Origin of the sequence: Nocardia sp. NPDC046763 (assembly GCF_040645495.1) — a bacterium.
Taxonomy (GTDB): domain Bacteria; phylum Actinomycetota; class Actinomycetes; order Mycobacteriales; family Mycobacteriaceae; genus Nocardia.
The window spans coordinates 188,013-205,729 of the sequence record NZ_JBEYYI010000008.1; the positions used below are offsets into that span (position 1 = coordinate 188,013).

The window sequence follows — 17,717 nt, forward strand, 5'->3', positions numbered from 1 at the left end:
CGACAACCTCCGGCGCGTCACGGCACGACGAAGGTGGCGAAACCAGGCGTGTAGGTCCCGCCCGGCGCGAGCATCACCACCGCCTGGTCGGCGCCCGTGTACAGCGTTGCGGGCGAAGGGATTCCGTTCAGGCCATCGGAGAGGGTCGTCACCCCGGTCGCCCCGGTCGACAGATCGAGCCGGTTGACCGGCGTGGAGATGGAGCACCCCCACCCGCTCGGCTAGGCCCCGGTGGCCACGACGACACCGGACTGGTCAGCGACCACGCCCGAACGCCGCACCGACAACAGCAACCTTGCGAACGAACGTCATGTCTCGAATCTGCTACGCAGCAATCTCACCGGCGGTTCTCGGTCGCTTACCAGACAGCGGTGTCGTAATCGACCTCATACGACTCGCGAAAAACTCGCGTACCAGGCAATTCGAAAAGGATTCCGCCATGACGACTCCCGAACCGGCCGCAACGCCCGACGAGCCCCGAACAACCGAGCTCCCGGCTACGACCCCGACTCCAGCAACCACACAGCGACCTATTACTCGCCCGCCGAACAATATCGGCTGGGCCGTCGCCTCCCTCCTGTTCTTCTGGCCCCTCTCCTTCTCCGCGTTCACCCACGCCCTGAACGTCTTCCCCCTGTGGACCGAAGGCGACGCCGACGCCGCCCGCTACGCCTCGCACCGAGCCCGGTACCTCGGCATCCTCTCCCTCTGGATCGGCGGCGCCCTCTTCGTCCTGTTCGCCATCCTCTACATCGTGGGCATGCTGGTCCTCATGCACCACGGCCATCACGGCCACCACAACTGGGGCGGCCCGGGCCCGCGGATGCGCCGCGGCTGACGGTTCCGGGGCCCGTGCACGACCGTGCGCGGGCCCCAACTTCTTCCTGTACATCCCACAACCGATCGCTGCCAAGAATTTCCACAGTCGGGACAGATCCGAGAGGGTTCCGGTTTCGAATCCTGATGCGAAAGCCATCGACATCTCCGAATGAGGTTCCATATGGGCATAAGGCAGCCCACCAGTTCGGTTCACCTCCTCTGTCGGCGTGCAGCCCTGGTCGCCGTCGCAGGGGCTCTTCCCCTCTCCCTGGTTCTCCTGGGAGTAACACCCGCCCTGGCCGACGAGGCGCCACCGGCCGTGGAGACCCAGCCGGCCCTGGATATCCCGGACTCGTCGATTCACATCGGCACCCTCCAGTTCGACCGGCCGTTCTTTCTGACCCCCGAGCAGACCCAGCAGATCAATACCGCGTCCACGGGCACGGAAACCGCTCTGGCACAGTCGCTCGAAGCGGCCGGGCTCGACCATGCCCACGCCACCAGTGTCGCGAAGGCTGTCCTCGGCGACGCGGCCATCGGCGCGTCGGTCGGGTCCGTCCTGGCCAGTCCGATCGCGTGGACCGGCGCACTGGTCGGCGTGGTCTCGGGCGCGATCGCCGGGCTTCCCTTCGCGCCGATCGGCCTGGTCATCATCCCCGTCGTCGGCGCCGCCATCGGCTATGCCATGGTCGCCGCACCGTTCATCGCGCTCGGCGCAGGTGTCGGAGCGGCCGTCGGCGTGGCGGACGGTCTGCTCAATCCGGCGCCGGCAACCCAGCCTGGCCCGGCCGACGCGACCCAGCCCAGCTGAACACCGTGCAGCTCAGCTGAATCTTATTGGGAGACGACGAGTTCCAGCAGCGTGTAGAGCTCGCGCTGCTGGTTCGCGTTCAGCACGGCCAGCGCCGGTACCGACCCGAAGACTTGTTCGTCCAGCTGGGCGCGGAGCGCCTCCCCGGCCGAGGTCAGCGTGACCAGGCGGGCGCGGCGGTCTGTCGGGTGAATCTGCTTCTGCACCAAGCCCTGTGACTCGAGACGGTCGATCGAGGTAGCCGTATTGGACAGGTCCGCCCCGAGCCGGGCGGACAACTCCTTGAGCGTCAGCGGCTCCGCGAGGTGCCCCAGGGCCTTGGCCTGCACCGGAGTGACACCGAGCCGGGTCGTGGTGACCGCGAAGTGGTTTCGAACCAGTGCGACGGCGCGCTGCAGCACATCGACCAGTTCGGCGGTGGTGGGCTGGTGCTGCTCATCGGTCACTCGCCCACTCTACCGGCGCCCGTTCAGAAATTAATGGTTGACCACCAACAGTTTTGGCCGCACACTCTCATTTATTAGTGGTACACCACCAATAAATGGAGAGCCATGACAACCGCACCTCCCGTGGCGAGCCGAGCCACCCTCCGCTACCTGACCCTGGGCCTGCTCTGCTCGGTCCAGATGATGCTCAACCTCGACGACACCGTCGTGAACGTCGCGCTGCCCACCATCCAGCGCCACCTACACATGTCCAAGACCGACCTGACCTGGATCATCAATGCCTACCTGTTGCTGTTCGGCGGCTTCCTGCTGATCGGCGGGCGCACCGCGGACCTGTTCGGCGGCAAGCGCGTCTTCCTGATCGGCGTGACGGTCTTCGGCCTCTCCTCACTGGCCACCGGCCTGGCGCAGGACTCGGCCATGCTCATCGCCAGCCGCGCGGGACAGGGCATCGGCGGCGCGTTCGCCAGCCCGGCCGCCCTGAGCATCGTCGCCGGACTCTTCGCCGAACCCCGCGAACGCAGTCGCGCCCTGGGCATTTGGGCCGGGCTGGGCGGTCTGGCGGCGACCCTCGGTGTCGTCCTCTCCGGGGTCATCACCGAATATGCCGGGTGGCGTTGGTGTTTCCTCATCAATGTGCCGGTCGCGATCCTGGCCCTGGTCCTGGTACACCGGCTGCTCCCGGACAATCGCCCGCCTCGCACCGACATTCGTCTCGACGGCCTGAGCGCGGCCCTGATCACCGGCGCGATCGCCGCCCTCGACCTCGGCCTCATCGACAGCGGCCATTCCGCCGGCCTCGCCACCGCCGCCCGGATCACCCTGGGCCTGATACTGCTGGCCGCATTCCTGCTGCGCGCCGGCCGTTCCCGCGCCCCGATGATCCCCCTGTCCTTCTTCCGCGACCGCGACCGCGCCGTCGCCAACACCGCGAACGTCCTCTTCTGCTCGGCCATCCTGTCGATGCTCTTCTTCCTGACCCTGTACCTCCAGCAGGTCCTCCACTTCTCCCCGCTCCGCACCGGTGTGGCCTGGCTCCCGTTCTGCGCCCTGGTCATCGCCGGTTTCGCCACCGCCGCCGGCCTCGTCCCCAGGGTCGGCGTCCGCCCGATCCTGGTCGCCGCCATGGCCTCCGGCGCCGTGGGCATGCTCCTGCTCGCCCGGATCCCGGCGACCGCCTCCTACCCGGACCTCCTCCCCGGCATGCTGACCGCCGGTTTCGGTATGGGCCTGGGGTTCGTCTCCATCACCATCGCCGCCGTCGGCGAAACCCACGCCGACATCACCGGACTGGCCTCCGGTTTCGTCACCACCACCCAGCAACTGGGAGGGGCCCTGGGACTAGGCGTCCTGACCACCGTCGCCATCCACCACCGCACCACCCGGCTGGCCGCCGGCGCCTCCCCCACCGAGGCCCTGTCCCAGGGCTTCCAGCTCACCTACCTGGTGAGCGCGGGAATCCTCACCCTCGCAGCCCTTCTCGTCGCCGTCGGCATCACCGCGACGGCGGGCGCCGCCCGCCCCGACCCGGTGCCTGTCGCCTGACCGGCCCGCGAAATCCCGGCACCCCGGTGATCCGTGGAGATCATCGGGGAAGGCGTGCTCAGCGGATAGGCTGAGCGCGACGCCCGGGCCCTGACGCACGTCGGCCGAGAGGAGTTGGCGATGAGCGCCGAGGATGCCGCCACCGCACCGGCCCCGGCCGGTGACCTGTCGGGAATCGTCGGGCGACATCTGACCTATGCGTACGAGAACGGCTGGAAGTACGAGCTCTACGTGCGCAATTCGCAGACTGTCGCCTTCCGCTGCCTGATGGGACCGATGTTCGAGCACTGGTCCACGGCGTAACCGGCCAAGATGATCCGGCTCAGCGGCGATTTGTACAAGCTCGCCTGGGTGGAGCCCACCGGGACGAGGGCCCGACCTACCCGCAAACCCTGGTCGCCTCCACCGGCCGCATCACCGATGAGTTCTACGCGCCCGCGGCGTCGATACCTACAACACGCACTCTGTGAACCCGGTGAAGGAGGACCCAGTGAGCACCAACCCGCTGCCGCCCGTCGTCGACATCGACACCTGGCGGGCCGAACTCGAAGCACTGCGCATCCGTGAGAAGGCCGCGACCCGCGAACTCGACGCCATCGCCGCCCAGCGCCGCCGCCTGCCGATGGTCGAACTGCCCGACTACACCTTGGAAGGCGAGGACGGCCCGATCCGCCTGGCCGACGTCTTCGCCGGCAGGTCCCAATTGATCGTCTATAGCCACATGTGGTTCCCGGGCGAGGAATGGCAATGCCCGGGTTGCACCGGATTCACCTCGCAATTCACCCGTTTGGAGTTCCTGGACCTCTACGACGCCCGCTTCGTCATCGTCACCCAGGGCCCGATCGACGAGGCCCTCGCCTACAAGCGCCGCGTAGGCAACCAGATGCCCTGGTACTCCACGGCCAACAGCCCATTCGGCGCGGACATCGATGCCCCGCCCGGCGGCGGCTTCGGCGTCAACGTCTTCCTCCGCGACGGCGACACCGTCTACCGCACCTGGCACACCAACGGCCGCGGCGTCGAACAACTCACCCACACCTTCTCTCTCATCGACCTCCTCCCCTACGGTCGCCAAGAAGAGTGGCAGGACGTCCCAACCGGCTGGCCCCAGTCCCCCACCTACAACCGCTGGCCCAGCTCCAAAGACATCGCCGCCACCTACGGCACTCCGAATTCCTGAGGCCGCCAGGCAAATAATGCCTGCCCCGCCGATCACCAATCGAGTTCGGTTCCAGTCCAACATGACTCACAGCAAACCGACGGTTCCGTTCATTGTTTTGTAACAGGTTCCAGTTAGGGTTCGGGGTGTGTTCCTTCGACGTGATCGTTCGGGCCTGTCCGAGCTGGCGCGCGATCCGCGCGCCGACCACTATCCGATGCCGACGGTGCCCGAGGGGTGGTATGCGGTGCTGCGCAGCAAGCACCTCCGGTCCGGAAAGATCGTGAATCTGCACTACTTCGGCAGGGCACTGATCGCCTTCCGAGGTAGCGATGGCCGGGCCACCGTCCGCGACGCACACTGCCCGCATTACGGTGCCCATCTCGGGGCCGGGGGCCGGGTGGTGGACGGGCAGGTCGAGTGCCCGTTCCACGGCTGGCGTTTCGACGCCGACGGTGCCTGCGCCTCAGCGCCTTTCGCGTCCCGCCCGCCGCGGGTGACGCTGGGCGGATTCCCGGTGCGCGAGCACAGCGGGCTCATCTTCGTCTACTCCGGTGCCGGCGAACCGTTGTGGGAAGTGCCCGAGATTCCCGAGGCCACCGATCGTGCCTTCGCCCGTCCCATCGACGATGTCCTGCAATCGCGTATCCACATCCAGGAGATGCGCGAGAACATCGTCGACGAATCCCATTTCCACCACATCCACGGCCAGAGCGAGCCCCCGGTCCAGAACCTCATCCCCAACGGCCCCTTCGCCGAAATCCACACCCGCTTCTGCAAACCCGTCCTCGGCTACCCGGTCGACAACACCTTCGACGTGTTCATGTACGGCCCCGGCGTCATGGTCGTCCGAACCACCGGCGCACTGATCACCATGACCGCCATCGCCCTCACCACCCCGATCGACGACACCACCAGCGAACTCCGCATGCTCTACTACATCCGTCGCCGCCCCGGATTCCCCTTCGCCGCTCCAATTCTCAAACTCGCCCTCCGCCTGGTCGCCTTCGGCGAGGTTCGCGAAGAACTGGCCATCTGGGACCACAAGATCCACCGCCCCCGCCCCGTCCTCCTCCCCCACGAAAAGGGCATCAAGTCCCTCCGCCGCTGGTACACCCAGTTCTACCCACCCCAATCACCCCAGGAACTGGAAGATCTGGCACTACCCGGCACCGCCCGCGACCTGGAACCTCTCGGCTGAAGGACCACCCCGTACTGACCCGACGAAACGAGCAGGGACCAAGGCATCCCCACCGGCGCGACCGCTCGCGTCGGCGGCCTGCGGCTGAGCAGGTCGGGAGGCCAGGTCCGGCTGGTACTGGAGGGTTATGACCATCGGTACCGTGGTGCGATGCCCAGAAGTAGTTGACGTCCCTATGTTTCCGGTATGCGAGTGTTGACGGTCGCGATGCTGGTCCTGCTGTGCTTCGGAATCGGTGGCGGCAAGGCCGAAGCGCAAGCCGGACCAGCGGATCCCGAGCAGGAGCAGGTGGCATTCGACAGCGACGGGGTGACGCTGCACGGTGTGGTCTATCGGCCCACCGGCGACGGGCCGCATCCGGGGATCGTGCTCATCGGGGGATCGGGCCCGGGGCCTCGGGCCGAATACCGACCCGAGGCCTTGGCTTTCGCGCGCGCGGGCATCACCACACTGGTCGTGGACAAACGCACTGTCGGATACTCGACCAGCCACCGGGACTTCTCGGTACTGGCCGACGATGCGCTCACCGGGGTTCGGCTGCTCCGGGATCGGCCCGATGTGGATGCCCAGCGGGTTGGCCTGTGGGGATTCAGCGAGGGCGGCTGGGTGGCGACGCTCGCGGCGTCCCGATCGGCGACGGTCGGGTTCGTGGTCACCATCGGCGGGTCCGGACTGACACCCTTACGCACCCAGACCTGGTATCTCTCGAATCTACTGCGGCACAACGGCATTTCGGGCCACTTGCCGGACGCAGTGGACGGCCCCGGCGCTGCCGTCGTCGACGGACTCGGGGCGTTCCCGGAGGCGGACTACGACCCGGTGCCCGCATTGCGGCAGGTGCGGGTCCCCGTGCTGGCGCTGTGGGGTGACCACGATGTGAAGGTGCCGAGCGGCGAGAGCGCGGCGATCTTCCAACGCGAACTGGTATCGGCCGGAAACCACTCGGTGACAACACGTTTCGTACCGAATGCCGGCCACAACGGACATCGCACCACCGATGGCTTCGACAGCGTCGGCGGCGAGCTCTTCGCGGGCAAGTCGCTGGGCGAACTCGACCCCGGCTACACCGACGTCATGACCGACTGGATCCACGCGGTCGCCGCCGATCAAGCACCGCCCACCAGCGCCGCCGCCCCGCCCCAGCAACCAGCCAGCCGCGCGCCAGGCACCCACCCTGCTCTCGAGTACGCGGCACCGGCTGCCCTACTACTCGGCTTCGCCGCCTACCCACTCTCCGCCCTCGGCCGGATAATGCTGCGACGCAGACCATCCGAGGCCGGCCAAGGACCACGCCGATCAGCGCGGGCGGTATCCGCCATCGGACTGCTGGCAACCCTGGGCGCCGTAACCTACGTCGTGGGAATCCTGGCCGTAGGTGGCAAGCTACCGCCGACAGCCTTCGCCCTCGGCCAGCCACTCCCCTGGCTCCTGATCCACGCGCTGGCATTGGCCCTCCCCATAACCGCAGCCATCCTGGCCCTGTCAGCGTGGCGCACGCGGGCCCGAACGGAAGCCCCGCTCCGTCGGCAAACGCTCATACTGCTCGCAACTGCAATGGCATTCGTGCCCTGGGCGCTGCACTGGCAACTGTTCAGCCGATGACCCGGTCCACCATCGGAATCCGACGATCCGTCCAAGACTGAACATCCCCTGATCAACCAGAAACTGCTCATGCTCGTTGAGCATGAGCAGTTCTGTAGTAAATCGCATGACGGGAAGGCATTCGAACCCAACCGATCCACTCGATCTCGGACCGGGACGACCCAATGCCCTTCTGGAAACGGCGGCGGATCACATTCACGTAGCGGGAGATCCAGTTCAACCACCTTGGCCGCCGAGCCGAGCTGATATGCGGCCATCCTTTGGCGTTCGACGGGCGGGACGGTGTCGGCGATGGCATCTGACCACCTCCTCACCGCGGGCCTGGACGTCCTCGCCGAGGTCGAGCCATCCGAGTCTCGCATATACCAAGATATCCACGCCTCGACTCGGCCGGTCCGCTCGCCGGGGGCGGCTGGTCGGTGCGGGCTGAAGCTCTCTTGTGGTTCCAACGGCCCCGGTGGACACTTGAATAACAGGGTTGGAATCTGGGTCGGGATCGGAAGTTTTCTGACTGTCGAACTTTTGCACCCTATTAACATTCTGATAAGAGTAGCTGGTCGGAATTTCCGATCAGCCTCACACACCCAACATTTGTATACCTACAGAGGCAGAATTCCAGATTTTCCTGCCAGGGACGAGCGGAAAGGAGTTTCAAGCAGGTCCGGGTGGTAGATTTTTAATTTCAAGAATCGCGGGTCTGATCATGGTATCGAAATACCTCATCGCGACTGGCTGTGTCTGTGGCGCAATCTCGCTCAGTTTGATCGCACCAGGAACAGCCTCCGCTAACGCAACGGTTACCTACGGCACCGGAACGGGAACCGTAACAGCCACTGTGAATAACTACTATCCAAACGGGGAGTACTGCCGTCTCTTTATCGATGGCACGGGGCAGAGCGGGTCGGGCTATGGTGTGGTGTCGGGTAGCTCCGTTTACCTGTATGCGAGCGCGAGTAACGGCACACACACCGCGCAAGTCAAATGTGACAGCCAGACATTCGAAGCCAGGCAGGTCACTGTAACCGGCGGTGGCGGAGGCGGCGGCGGCCAAGGCGGCGGTGGCACCATGCAGGGTGGCAACGAAGGCACGGCGGGCGAAGCCATCGAGAACGCCCTCGCAGACTTGATAGGACTCATCTTCCCCGGCGCAACGGGACGCTGAGCAAACAACGCAGCAATGCGGTCGCCATATCAAACATCCAGTCACAACAAACTGACTCGTCGCCAATTAGGTCGACGCAGCCTCCGAGCCGTCCACACTGCGCCCCGGATTGCTGGGCTGGGTTACAGAACCGCGCGAGGTACTGGCGGGCGGCTGGCTGGATACCGCGCCCCGGGATTGCCAGGGGTGCTTCTTCTGTTGGTTGGAGTGCCCCTGCTGCGGGAAGCCTGCGGCTCCGCTCGGCACGGGGACCTTCCGGTGTACCGGGTTGGGGCGCTGCACCTTCGGCGGTGAGACGACCGGTGGTGGTGTCCGATCGTCCGAGTCAGGTGTTTCCTCCGGTTCCTCGACCGGTCTATGAGTGGCCGCGGGTTTGTGAGTGGCGACCGGATGATGGGTGGCGACCGGATGATGGGTGGCGGCGGGTTTGTGGGTGGTCGCCGGCTTGTGTGCCGCGGACCCGGAGTGATGCGGCGTGCTGTGGTGTGCCGGCTTCTGCTTTTCGGGCGGCTTGCCGGGCACGCTTGCCGGAGCATTCGGGTCGGGCGCGGTGGGCAGCGGCAGGCCCGCAGCCAGATGACCGACAGATTGCTCGTAGCTCGTCACAGCGCCGATCACTGTGGCGAGTACCTCGCTGAGCCGACGGTAGATGTAGTCCTGGGTCTCCTTCGTCAGCGGTGGCCACGTGCCGTCATCTTTGCGTCCGGACCGTGGGCCGATCTGCTCGAGCTCTCCCTTGAGAGTATCGACCGCATTCTGGATGGTCTTGAACTGTCCGGTCTTCTCCAGGCCCGCCGCATGGGCGGCGTCCTGGTATTTCTTGTCGATATTCGCCCAGTCCGCTGCCTGCTGCAGTTTCGACGCGAGATCCTGTTGGTAGCTGGTCAGCGCGGTTCCGGACAGACCCTGGGCTACCCCTGCTTCGAATTCGGCCCGAAGATCCGTCTCGCTCTTGGCCTTCAACGTGTTCTTAACGAAGGGAACGACAATGGGCTTGTCGCCGCCCATCATGTCCACCAGAGTCTGCAGATGCCAGGAGGTTTCGCTGATGGATGCCGCGAGTGGATCGTCCGGTTTGACGTTCACCGGCACCGGCAGAATCGTGTCCCATTTGCCGGTGTGATGGAATGCGTCTTCCAGTTCAGCGAGGCCGCCGTATATGGTCAGAGCGCCGAGATCGATGGACCCGACCTCCTTGCCCTTGCTCGGGTCCGTGTTGTCCCAAAACAGCAGCTGGCCGTCGTCGCTGAGCTGTACCGAGCGAGGGCGTCGATCGTCGGTGAGTAACTCACCTTTGTGGCTGTTCTGGTCACCGCTCCAGTTCGAGCCCGCCGCCCAGACCGCGTTCTTGGCGGTGGCATCCGCGGCACTCGGGTAAACAACCAGGTTCCCGTCGTGCTGGAACCGAAGTACCGGGCGGGCGTTCGGGTTCGCGGGGTCGGGTGTGACCCTCTTCGCGGACAGCGAGGAGTAGTTACCGCCCGGCCCGGCGATGACCACCTGGCCGTTCTGTTCGAAGGTCAGCCGGTAGAGGCCGTTCTTCGACACCAGCGAATCGCCGGGGTACAGGTCGGACAGGCCGGCCTGGGCATCCTGCTGGTTATCGGTGTTGGTCAGCGTGTCGCCGGAATTAGGGGAATAGATGTCCTGATCCGGGACCGGGGGAGGAGGTTGCAAGGGACCACCAGCAGCCACCCCGCCGCTCATGCTTCCGACGCTCCGGAGGCGCGCACCCGATCGGCGCCACCGTGGTCCGTGCAGATGAGGGCGTCGGCCGTCGCGTAACAGTTGTCGCCGGAATCGCCCCACCCGTCCGCCAGCCCGTGTATTCCGGGGTGACGGGCATCGACCCAGTACTGCTGCATACGGGCGCTCAGGGCCTGGCCGGCCGCACCCACTGCCTTCTCATTATGGTCGAGCTGTGCCGGCGGCTCTGCCCACTCACGCAGGCCGGCCGCATGGTTGTGATTGTGGCCTCCCATCCTTCGCCACCAGTCGGGGTCGGCATTCATCGATTCCGCCATGCTGCCTCCTGCGGTCCGAGAGGTGTTCGACGTCAAGAGGTTCGAGCTCTTCCGTTCCGAACCGAAGAAACGATATGGCAGGTGACGAGCATCGACCTCACCACATATGGGAAGCCGTTGATCCGCGCCAGCTCGGATCAACGCGGATCCGCACTGCTTCCGACCGGGCCGTCCAACGTCGGCACCACAGCACGATGAAGATTGAATCGAAACCGGGGGTAAACGCGGGGTTGGCTCAAAAAACAGGTCCGGCCCGGTACGATACCAAAGCCGGACCTGTATTTATGGGTGGAGCTGCCGGGAATCGAACCCGGGTCCTCCGCCGCATCTTCAGGGCTTCTCCGTGTGCAGTTCGCTATGCCTCTGCTCGGATCTCTCGGTCACGCGAACAAGCCGAGATGACGATCCCAGTCGCTGTTGGATGTCCCGTCCGGCGCCGCGACCGCGTCGGACGGTAGAGCCCTCTAGCTGATGCCAGGGACCGGGTCGAGGGCGAACCCGGGCTGACAGACACGCTTCGTTGCTTAGGCAGCGAGAGCGTAGTCGCGCTGATGAGAATCGGCGCTTATAGGGTTACAGCGACGCTTATACGGTGGTCTCCTGCCTGCACCGACACGCTTCCCCTGAATCAACGTACGCAGTCGAAACCGTTCAGCCCCGTCTGTGTTCACCGATTCAGATGAACTACCCGGCTCTCACCGGGCTACCCATCCTAACACCGAACAAACCTTGGTTCATTCCATTAACGCGCCGTCGGCCGGCGGTCCCGAGGGTCAGCCTCGCATGCCCTTGATGCGGCGGCCGAGTTCGCGGGTGACCTCGCGTTCGGCGTCGCGTCGGGCCAGGTCCTGGCGCTTGTCGTAGTCCTGCTTGCCCTTGGCGAGGGCCAGTTCGACCTTGACCTTGCCGTCGGAGAAGTACATCGACAGCGGGACCAAGGTCAGGCTCGACTCCTTGGTCTTGCCGAGCAGCTTGTCGATCTCGCGGCGGTGCAGCAGCAACTTGCGGGTGCGGCGCGGTGCGTGGTTGGTCCAGGTGCCGTGCCCGTACTCGGGTACGTGCAGGCCGCGCAGCCACACCTCGCCGTCGTCGATGGAGGCGTAGGCGTCGACCAGCGAAGCCTTGCCCTCGCGCAGGCTCTTCACCTCGGTGCCGACCAGCGCGACCCCGGCCTCGTAGGTCTCGAGGATCGCGTAGTTGTGCCGCGCCTTCTTGTTGCTGGCGATGACCTTGCGCCCCTTTTCCTTCATGTCTCCTCAATCGTCCCGTCGCTGCTCGGAGTGCCCAACCAGCTTACGGATGCTCCGGCCCGAGCCCGCAGGGTCACCGGGTCGGGCCTTGTTTTTCAACCACGCCGGCCGGCGTCTTGTTCCGGTGGCCGGGACGCGCCCGGCCTGTCCCGGCGGGCCCGGTGTCAGTCATGAGAACAGTGCTGGCGTGAGCCAGTTCACAGCGACTCCCCTCGAAAGGACTTCCGTGCATACGGCTTTCATCCGCATCAAGGTCGATCCCACGGCGGCCGACCGGGTCGCGCAGGCGATGCTGACGCTCACCGCGCCCACTCTCGCCGAGCCGGGCTGCCACACCTACGAGTTCTACCGCGACCAGGACGACCCGTCGCTGTTCCTGTGCTTCGAGCACTGGGATTCACGTCAGGCACTCGACGCGCACGGCTCGACTCCGCACGTGCAGGCCTTCCTCACCGAGTTCGGGCCGCACATCCAGGTGTGGGAGCAGAACCATACGACCGCGCTGGCCTGAACCGGACCCGGCCGGAACGGGATGTTCCGGCCGGGGCGGTGCCGTGCCTTCGTTGCGACGTACTGATCAGACGCCCTCGCGCGAGTCGAGGACGACCTTGGTGCCCGGGGCGGCCGCGACCTGCAGGGTACGCAGGCGCAGCAGGACCGGGTTGTCGGTGAGCAACTTCGCGGTATTGGCCAGTGAGCGCAGCGCGGCAGCCTCGGCGCGGGCGCGCTCGAGCTCGGCGCGGCCGCGCTCGCGGGCCAGCACCGTTTCGAGGGCGGCCTTACGGAGCTCGCCCGGGAGCATGAGGTCCTTGGCGCGGAGGCTCTCGACGCGAATGCCGAGGCGTTCGACGGCGGCCGCCACGCGCTCGGCGCCCGCGCCGAGCCGGGTGCGGTCGGCGACCAGCTCGTCGAGGGTGTGCGCCGCCACGAGATCGCGAGCGACCTCCTGGACCGTCGCGTAGAGCACGGCCTCCGCGGACTGGGCGCCGGTGATGAAGGTCACCGGATCGGTGACCACCCAGTCGCCGACGAAGCTGACGCGCAGCGACAGACCGTCGCGGGTCAGCAGCTCCTGGCCGCCGACCTGCAGCAGACGCGGGCGCATATCGACCGTGACCAGGGTGCAGCGCTCCTTGTTGTAGCGGTGCCGGCCGGGACCGAGAACCTCCCGCAGGGTGCCGTCCTCGAATCGCAGCGTGCGCTGGTATTCCATGACCGTCTTGTATTCCGTGACCGTCGTGAACATGTGTATCTCCTTCCCCCCACAGTGGTTTCGGCGGGACCGGACACGCCTCGCCCGGTCACGGGACCGCGGCGGGGGCATCCTCCCACCGAAGTCGGGGAGCCCGCAGGGCCACGGCGCCGCACCCGACCGGGCGAGGCGTACCGGTGAAGGGAATCGAACCCCGGCAGATTTGTTCTGCGCCAACCTGAATGACGTGGCCGCTCTCGAACGGGGAATACGATCCGGAGATTCCGGGGCACCCCTCGAACGACCGGGACCCACGGTAGCCACGGTATCGCGGTGCACGCCAATGATTTTCGGGCACGGATGAGACATTGAAATACAGAAAGGCCCTCCAGCATTCGCTGAAGGGCCTTTTCAGTAGTCCCGACGGGATTTGAACCCGCGCTACCGCCTTGAGAGGGCGGCGTCCTAGGCCGCTAGACGACGGGACCAGGTCGCTCGCTGCGATCCGTGGACCGCGGCAGCTCCGAAAGCTTATCGTGCCGCCGCCCAGCAACCAAATCGCCTGCTACTGGACGTGCGCGAGGTCATTTCCGGATACCGATCACTGATAGTCGGGCGGGAGTTCGTCGAAGTCGGGTGGCGCTTCATCGGGCCAGGGGATCTCGTCGGCGGGGGTGACCATGACCGGACTCGGTTTCGGCGCAGTGGCCGGCGACGCGCCGAAATGCGAGGAGCGCCGCTCGGGGACCCCGGATTGGGGGCTCGCGCTCGGGGCCGCGGACCGGGATCCCTGGGACGAGGCCGCCGACCGGCTGGTCGGCATGGTGACGGCGGAGCCGGAAGCCGGTGCGGAGCTTGATGTTTCGGTGTTCGAACCGCCGGCGGCGACCACTTCCAGCACGCCTTCACCGTATTTGGCGCGCTTGTTCTCCCCGATGCCGGAGATGCCCGCGAGGTCGGACAGGGTGGCGGGTTTGCGGGTGGCGATCTCGCGGAGGGTCGCGTCGTGGAAGACCACGTAGGCGGGGACGCCCTGCTCCTTGGCGGTGGCCGCGCGCCAGGCGCGGAGCTTTTCGAACAGGTCGGTGTCGGACTGGCTGAGGTCGCCGGCGGCCAGGCGGGATGCCTTGGCGGGCTTGGCGGTTCGGGCAGCCTTGGCGCGTTCGGGCTCACGCCGGAACATGACCTGGCGCTTCTCGAACAGCACCTGGTTGCTGGCGTCGGTGAGGGTGAGCACACCGTAGTCGCCGTGCACGGCGAGCAGGCCCTGGGCCAGCAGCTGGCGGACGACGCCGCGCCACTCGATATCGCGCAGCTCGGTGCCGATGCCGAACACCTTCAGCTCGTGGTGGGCGTGCTGCTCCACCTTGGGATTGCGCTTGCCGATCAGGATGTCGACGATGTGGCCCGCTCCGAAGCTCTGGCCGCGTTCGCGTTTGAGCCGCAGCACGGTGGAGAGCACCTTCTGGGCGGGCACGGTGCCGTCCCACGCCTCGGGCGCGTTGAGGCAGGTGTCGCAATTGCCGCAGCGCTCGCCCTGCTGACCGAAGTAACCCAGCAGCTGGACGCGGCGGCACTGCACGGTCTCGCAGAGCGCGAGCATGGCGTCCAGGTGCAGTTGCAGCTGGCGACGGTGCATGGCGTCGCCGTCGGAGGAGTCGATCATCTTCCGTTGCTGCACAACATCACTGAGGCCGTACACCATCCACGCGGTGGACGGCTGCCCGTCGCGCCCGGCACGGCCGGTCTCCTGGTAGTAGCCCTCGACCGATTTGGGCAGATCCAGGTGTGCGACGAAGCGCACGTCCGGCTTGTCGATGCCCATACCGAAGGCGATGGTGGCGACCACCACGAGCCCGTCCTCGCGCAGGAACCGCGCCTGGTTGGTCGCGCGAGTGCGATTGTCCAGCCCCGCGTGGTACGGCACGGCTTCCACACCATTGGCGGTCAAGAAGGCCGCGGTCTTCTCGACGGAATTACGCGAGAGGCAGTAGACGATGCCCGCATCACCGGCGTGCTCTGTCTGGATGAACGAGAGGAGCTGGTGCTCCGGCCGATTCTTGGCCTCGATCCGGTATTGGATATTGGGCCGGTCGAAGCTGGCCACGAAGTGTTTGGCGCGGGTGAGGGCCAGCCGCTCGGCGATCTCCTTGCGGGTGGCCTCGGTCGCGGTCGCGGTGAGCGCGATGCGCGGCACGTCCGGCCAGCGCTCGTGCACCATCGACAGGCCCAGATAGTCGGGCCGGAAGTCGTGGCCCCACTGCGAGACACAGTGCGCCTCGTCGATGGCGAAGACCGAGATCTTGCCCCGATCCAGCAACTGCGCGGTGGTCTCCAGTCGCAGCCGCTCCGGTGCGAGGTAGAGCACATCCAGCTCGCCCGCCACGAATTGCGCCTCGACCGTGCGCCGTTCGTCGGGGAACTGGGTGGAGTTCAGAAAGCCGGCGCGCACGCCGACGGCATTGAGCGCGTCCACCTGGTCCTGCATGAGCGCGATGAGCGGTGAGATCACCACACCCACGCCCGGCCGAACCAGCGCCGGAATCTGATAGCACAGCGATTTGCCGCCACCGGTGGGCATGAGCACCAGGGCGTCGCCGCCGGAGATCACCTGGTCGACGATCTCCCGCTGCGGCCCGCGAAAACTGTCGTACCCGAACGTCTTTCGCAGAACCTGGTGCGCCGGATCACTTCCGGCGCCATCCAGGTTTCCGACCACGGTCTCGACCTCCGGCGCACTCACGCCCGCAATCCTACGGACATCACCCGACACCGGAATGCCGTTGGGGCCAATGGCCCGAACTTCACACCCTGTGCGAGTGGAGAAGTCTTCGGGGGGTGCCTGTATGAAGGCAGGCACCTCCCAAAAGGAAGAGCGTGGCATTCACTCGCGGACGTAGTACCGAAGCGCGGCATATGCCGTGAGAGCGGCGAATCCGACACCGATCGGTGTGACGATCATCGCGACGGCCGCAATGTCGTCGCCCGTGATCCGCGGCAGCACCTGGTCATTGAACAGCGACCCCAGCGCCCGGTTGATCACCAGCGGTTGCGCGACGAACAGACCGGCCATGGCCAGCACCGATCCCACCAGGGCGGCCAGCACCGCCTCCAGCAGGAACGGCAGCTGCGTGTACCACCGCGTGGCACCGACCAGCCGCATGATGCCGACCTCGGTCTTGCGGGCCAGCGCCGCCACCTGAACCATATTGGCGATCAGCAGCAGCGCGGCCAGCGCCTGCAGCGCCGCCAACCCGAAGGCGGCATTGCGCAATCCGACGAAGAAGCTGACCAGCCGGTCCACGATGTCCATGTCATTGAGGACGGTCATGACGCCGGGCCGCTTGGAGAAATCGTCATAGATGGACCGGTATTTGGTGACATCGTCGAGCTTCACCCGGAACGAGGAGGGCAGCCCGTCCTTGCTCACCTCGTCGGCGAGCCCGGGCTGATCCTTGAAGGTGGTCTCCTTGACCTCCTTCACCGCGTCCTGGCTGTTGACGAACTGCACGTTCGCCACATAGTCGTGCTTCTTCAGATCCGCCATGAGCGAGGCGCACGGCTGCCCGGTGCAGTCCGGATCGGTCTTGGAGACCTGATCGTCGAGATACAACCGTATCTCGACGCGCTGGACGTAGTAGTCCTGGATCTTGTCCGCCATGCGAACCGCCAGCAGACCGCCGCCCAGCATGGTCAGCGACACCGCGGTGGTGAGGATCATGGCGATGGTCATGGTGACATTGCGGCGCAGGCCGGTGAAGACCTCGCTGAATAGGAATCCCGCGCGCATTACCGGCCCACCCCGTACACGCCCATCTCGTCGTCGCGCACGATGCGCCCGCGATCGAGTTCGACCACCCGCCGGCGCATGGCGTCGACGATGGTGTTGTCGTGGGTGGCCATGACGACCGTGGTTCCGGTGCGGTTGATGCGTTCGAGCAGCGTCATGATGTCCTGGCTGGTCTCCGGGTCGAGGTTGCCGGTCGGTTCGTCGGCCAGCAGTACCAGCGGCCGGTTCACGAAGGCGCGCGCGAGCGCCACCCGCTGCTGTTCACCACCGGAGAGCTCACCTGGCAGCCGGTCGGCCTTGCCGGCGAGGCCGACCATGTCGAGGGCCTCGGGCACCGAGCGATTGATGAATGCTCGTGATTTGCCAATCACTTCCAGCGCGAAGGCCACGTTCTGTTCCACGGTCTTCTGCTGTAGCAGCCGGAAATCCTGGAAGACGCAGCCGATGCGCTGGCGCAGTTTGGGAACCCTGCGCCCGGGCAACCGGTCGACCCGGAAGTCGGCGACCCACACCTCACCGGTGGTCGGCTTCTCGTCCTTGAGCAGCAGCCGCATGAACGTGGACTTTCCGGAGCCCGAGGGCCCGATAACGAAGACGAACTCGCCTTTTCCGATATCGACGGAGACATTGTCCAGCGCCGGCCGCGTCGAGGTCTGATACGACTTGGTGACGTTGCGCAGGGTTATCACGGGGAGCCAGTGTAACCAGCACGACGC

At 66.0% G+C, this 17,717-nt stretch carries 18 protein-coding genes, 1 tRNA gene and 1 other RNA gene; 9 read left to right on the forward strand and 11 right to left on the reverse strand.

Annotation, left to right across the window (positions count from 1 at the left end; all coding sequences use genetic code 11):
• Nucleotides 1–17: 17 nt before the first annotated feature.
• A complete protein-coding gene (locus tag ABZ909_RS16070) occupies nucleotides 18–152 on the reverse strand; it encodes a hypothetical protein (RefSeq protein WP_356999701.1) in 135 nt (44 codons plus the stop codon).
• Nucleotides 153–439: 287 nt separating this feature from the next.
• On the opposite strand from ABZ909_RS16070, the gene ABZ909_RS16075 reads away from it, so the two are divergent.
• Nucleotides 440–838 (forward strand): CD225/dispanin family protein, encoded by a 399-nt coding sequence (locus ABZ909_RS16075; RefSeq protein ID WP_356999703.1) that lies wholly within the window; start codon nucleotides 440–442, stop codon nucleotides 836–838.
• A gap of 300 nt (nucleotides 839–1,138) precedes the next feature.
• Nucleotides 1,139–1,630 (forward strand): hypothetical protein, encoded by a 492-nt coding sequence (locus ABZ909_RS16080; RefSeq protein ID WP_356999706.1) that lies wholly within the window; start codon nucleotides 1,139–1,141, stop codon nucleotides 1,628–1,630.
• 23 nt (nucleotides 1,631–1,653) lie between these two features.
• Here ABZ909_RS16080 and ABZ909_RS16085 read toward each other — a convergent pair whose 3' ends face one another.
• The gene (locus ABZ909_RS16085; protein ID WP_356999709.1) at nucleotides 1,654–2,076 is read right to left on the reverse strand and encodes a MarR family transcriptional regulator; all 423 of its coding nucleotides are present in this window, start codon (nucleotides 2,074–2,076) and stop codon (nucleotides 1,654–1,656) included.
• Between the two features lie 105 nt (nucleotides 2,077–2,181).
• Here ABZ909_RS16085 and ABZ909_RS16090 point away from each other — a divergent pair, with 105 nt between their 5' ends.
• The 6 genes from ABZ909_RS16090 (at nucleotide 2,182) to ABZ909_RS16115 (ending at nucleotide 8,745) form a co-directional block, all read left to right on the forward strand.
• Entirely contained in the window at nucleotides 2,182–3,621 is a 1,440-nt protein-coding gene (locus ABZ909_RS16090) for an MFS transporter (RefSeq protein WP_356999711.1), read from the forward strand.
• A 120-nt stretch (nucleotides 3,622–3,741) separates the two neighbouring features.
• Nucleotides 3,742–3,924, forward strand: coding sequence for a phenolic acid decarboxylase (locus tag ABZ909_RS16095; protein WP_356999714.1), 183 nt, complete (start codon nucleotides 3,742–3,744; stop codon nucleotides 3,922–3,924).
• A gap of 187 nt (nucleotides 3,925–4,111) precedes the next feature.
• A complete protein-coding gene (locus ABZ909_RS16100; protein ID WP_356999717.1) occupies nucleotides 4,112–4,801 on the forward strand; it encodes a DUF899 family protein in 690 nt (229 codons plus the stop codon).
• A 127-nt stretch (nucleotides 4,802–4,928) separates the two neighbouring features.
• Nucleotides 4,929–5,981: a Rieske 2Fe-2S domain-containing protein gene (locus ABZ909_RS16105; RefSeq protein ID WP_356999719.1), complete on the forward strand. Its 1,053-nt coding sequence runs from the start codon at nucleotides 4,929–4,931 to the stop codon at nucleotides 5,979–5,981.
• A gap of 186 nt (nucleotides 5,982–6,167) precedes the next feature.
• Nucleotides 6,168–7,583, forward strand: coding sequence for a prolyl oligopeptidase family serine peptidase (locus ABZ909_RS16110; protein WP_356999721.1), 1,416 nt, complete (start codon nucleotides 6,168–6,170; stop codon nucleotides 7,581–7,583).
• 703 nt (nucleotides 7,584–8,286) lie between these two features.
• The gene (locus tag ABZ909_RS16115) at nucleotides 8,287–8,745 is read left to right on the forward strand and encodes a hypothetical protein (protein ID WP_356999724.1); all 459 of its coding nucleotides are present in this window, start codon (nucleotides 8,287–8,289) and stop codon (nucleotides 8,743–8,745) included.
• Nucleotides 8,746–8,811: 66 nt separating this feature from the next.
• Here ABZ909_RS16115 and ABZ909_RS16120 read toward each other — a convergent pair whose 3' ends face one another.
• The 4 genes from ABZ909_RS16120 to smpB form a co-directional block, all read right to left on the reverse strand.
• Complete coding sequence (locus tag ABZ909_RS16120) at nucleotides 8,812–10,452, reverse strand: hypothetical protein (protein WP_356999727.1); 1,641 nt, start codon at nucleotides 10,450–10,452, stop codon at nucleotides 8,812–8,814.
• Nucleotides 10,449–10,769, reverse strand: a complete 321-nt coding sequence (locus tag ABZ909_RS16125) for a hypothetical protein (RefSeq protein WP_356999730.1) — start codon at nucleotides 10,767–10,769, stop codon at nucleotides 10,449–10,451. Before ABZ909_RS16125 ends, ABZ909_RS16120 begins: the two co-directional genes overlap by 4 nt.
• 286 nt (nucleotides 10,770–11,055) lie before the next feature.
• Nucleotides 11,056–11,428: a transfer-messenger RNA gene (ssrA, locus tag ABZ909_RS16130) on the reverse strand.
• 114 nt (nucleotides 11,429–11,542) lie between these two features.
• Nucleotides 11,543–12,019, reverse strand: a complete 477-nt coding sequence (gene smpB / locus ABZ909_RS16135; protein WP_154787106.1) for an SsrA-binding protein SmpB — start codon at nucleotides 12,017–12,019, stop codon at nucleotides 11,543–11,545.
• A gap of 187 nt (nucleotides 12,020–12,206) precedes the next feature.
• Between smpB and ABZ909_RS16140 the strand changes: the two genes are divergently transcribed.
• Nucleotides 12,207–12,530, forward strand: a complete 324-nt coding sequence (locus ABZ909_RS16140; protein ID WP_356999733.1) for a putative quinol monooxygenase — start codon at nucleotides 12,207–12,209, stop codon at nucleotides 12,528–12,530.
• Between the two features lie 66 nt (nucleotides 12,531–12,596).
• Here ABZ909_RS16140 and ABZ909_RS16145 read toward each other — a convergent pair whose 3' ends face one another.
• From ABZ909_RS16145 to ftsE, 5 genes are all read right to left on the reverse strand, one after another.
• Nucleotides 12,597–13,265 (reverse strand): slipin family protein, encoded by a 669-nt coding sequence (locus ABZ909_RS16145; RefSeq protein ID WP_356999736.1) that lies wholly within the window; start codon nucleotides 13,263–13,265, stop codon nucleotides 12,597–12,599.
• Nucleotides 13,266–13,626: 361 nt separating this feature from the next.
• Nucleotides 13,627–13,699 (reverse strand) — tRNA-Glu (locus ABZ909_RS16150).
• 113 nt (nucleotides 13,700–13,812) lie between these two features.
• Nucleotides 13,813–15,954, reverse strand: coding sequence for a DNA helicase RecQ (recQ, locus tag ABZ909_RS16155; protein ID WP_356999739.1), 2,142 nt, complete (start codon nucleotides 15,952–15,954; stop codon nucleotides 13,813–13,815).
• Nucleotides 15,955–16,095: 141 nt separating this feature from the next.
• Nucleotides 16,096–17,001, reverse strand: a complete 906-nt coding sequence (gene ftsX, locus ABZ909_RS16160) for a permease-like cell division protein FtsX (RefSeq protein WP_356999742.1) — start codon at nucleotides 16,999–17,001, stop codon at nucleotides 16,096–16,098.
• Nucleotides 17,001–17,690, reverse strand: coding sequence for a cell division ATP-binding protein FtsE (gene ftsE / locus ABZ909_RS16165; protein WP_356999744.1), 690 nt, complete (start codon nucleotides 17,688–17,690; stop codon nucleotides 17,001–17,003). The genes ftsX and ftsE overlap by 1 nt, the downstream gene beginning before the upstream one ends.
• Nucleotides 17,691–17,717 lie beyond the last annotated feature (27 nt).

What these genes read in the sequence shown, in the direction of transcription:
- ABZ909_RS16090 (WP_356999711.1), top strand. Translation starts at nt 2,182, where the DNA reads ATGACAACCGCACCTCCCGTGGCGAGCCGAGCCACCCTCCGCTACCTG.
- ABZ909_RS16115 (WP_356999724.1), top strand. Translation starts at nt 8,287, where the DNA reads ATGGTATCGAAATACCTCATCGCGACTGGCTGTGTCTGTGGCGCAATC.
- ABZ909_RS16125 (WP_356999730.1), bottom strand. Translation starts at nt 10,769, where the DNA reads ATGGCGGAATCGATGAATGCCGACCCCGACTGGTGGCGAAGGATGGGA.
- ABZ909_RS16095 (WP_356999714.1), top strand. Translation starts at nt 3,742, where the DNA reads ATGAGCGCCGAGGATGCCGCCACCGCACCGGCCCCGGCCGGTGACCTG.
- ftsX (WP_356999742.1), bottom strand. Translation starts at nt 17,001, where the DNA reads ATGCGCGCGGGATTCCTATTCAGCGAGGTCTTCACCGGCCTGCGCCGC.
- ABZ909_RS16145 (WP_356999736.1), bottom strand. Translation starts at nt 13,265, where the DNA reads ATGTTCACGACGGTCACGGAATACAAGACGGTCATGGAATACCAGCGC.
- smpB (WP_154787106.1), bottom strand. Translation starts at nt 12,019, where the DNA reads ATGAAGGAAAAGGGGCGCAAGGTCATCGCCAGCAACAAGAAGGCGCGG.
- ABZ909_RS16075 (WP_356999703.1), top strand. Translation starts at nt 440, where the DNA reads ATGACGACTCCCGAACCGGCCGCAACGCCCGACGAGCCCCGAACAACC.
- ABZ909_RS16120 (WP_356999727.1), bottom strand. Translation starts at nt 10,452, where the DNA reads ATGAGCGGCGGGGTGGCTGCTGGTGGTCCCTTGCAACCTCCTCCCCCG.
- ABZ909_RS16110 (WP_356999721.1), top strand. Translation starts at nt 6,168, where the DNA reads ATGCGAGTGTTGACGGTCGCGATGCTGGTCCTGCTGTGCTTCGGAATC.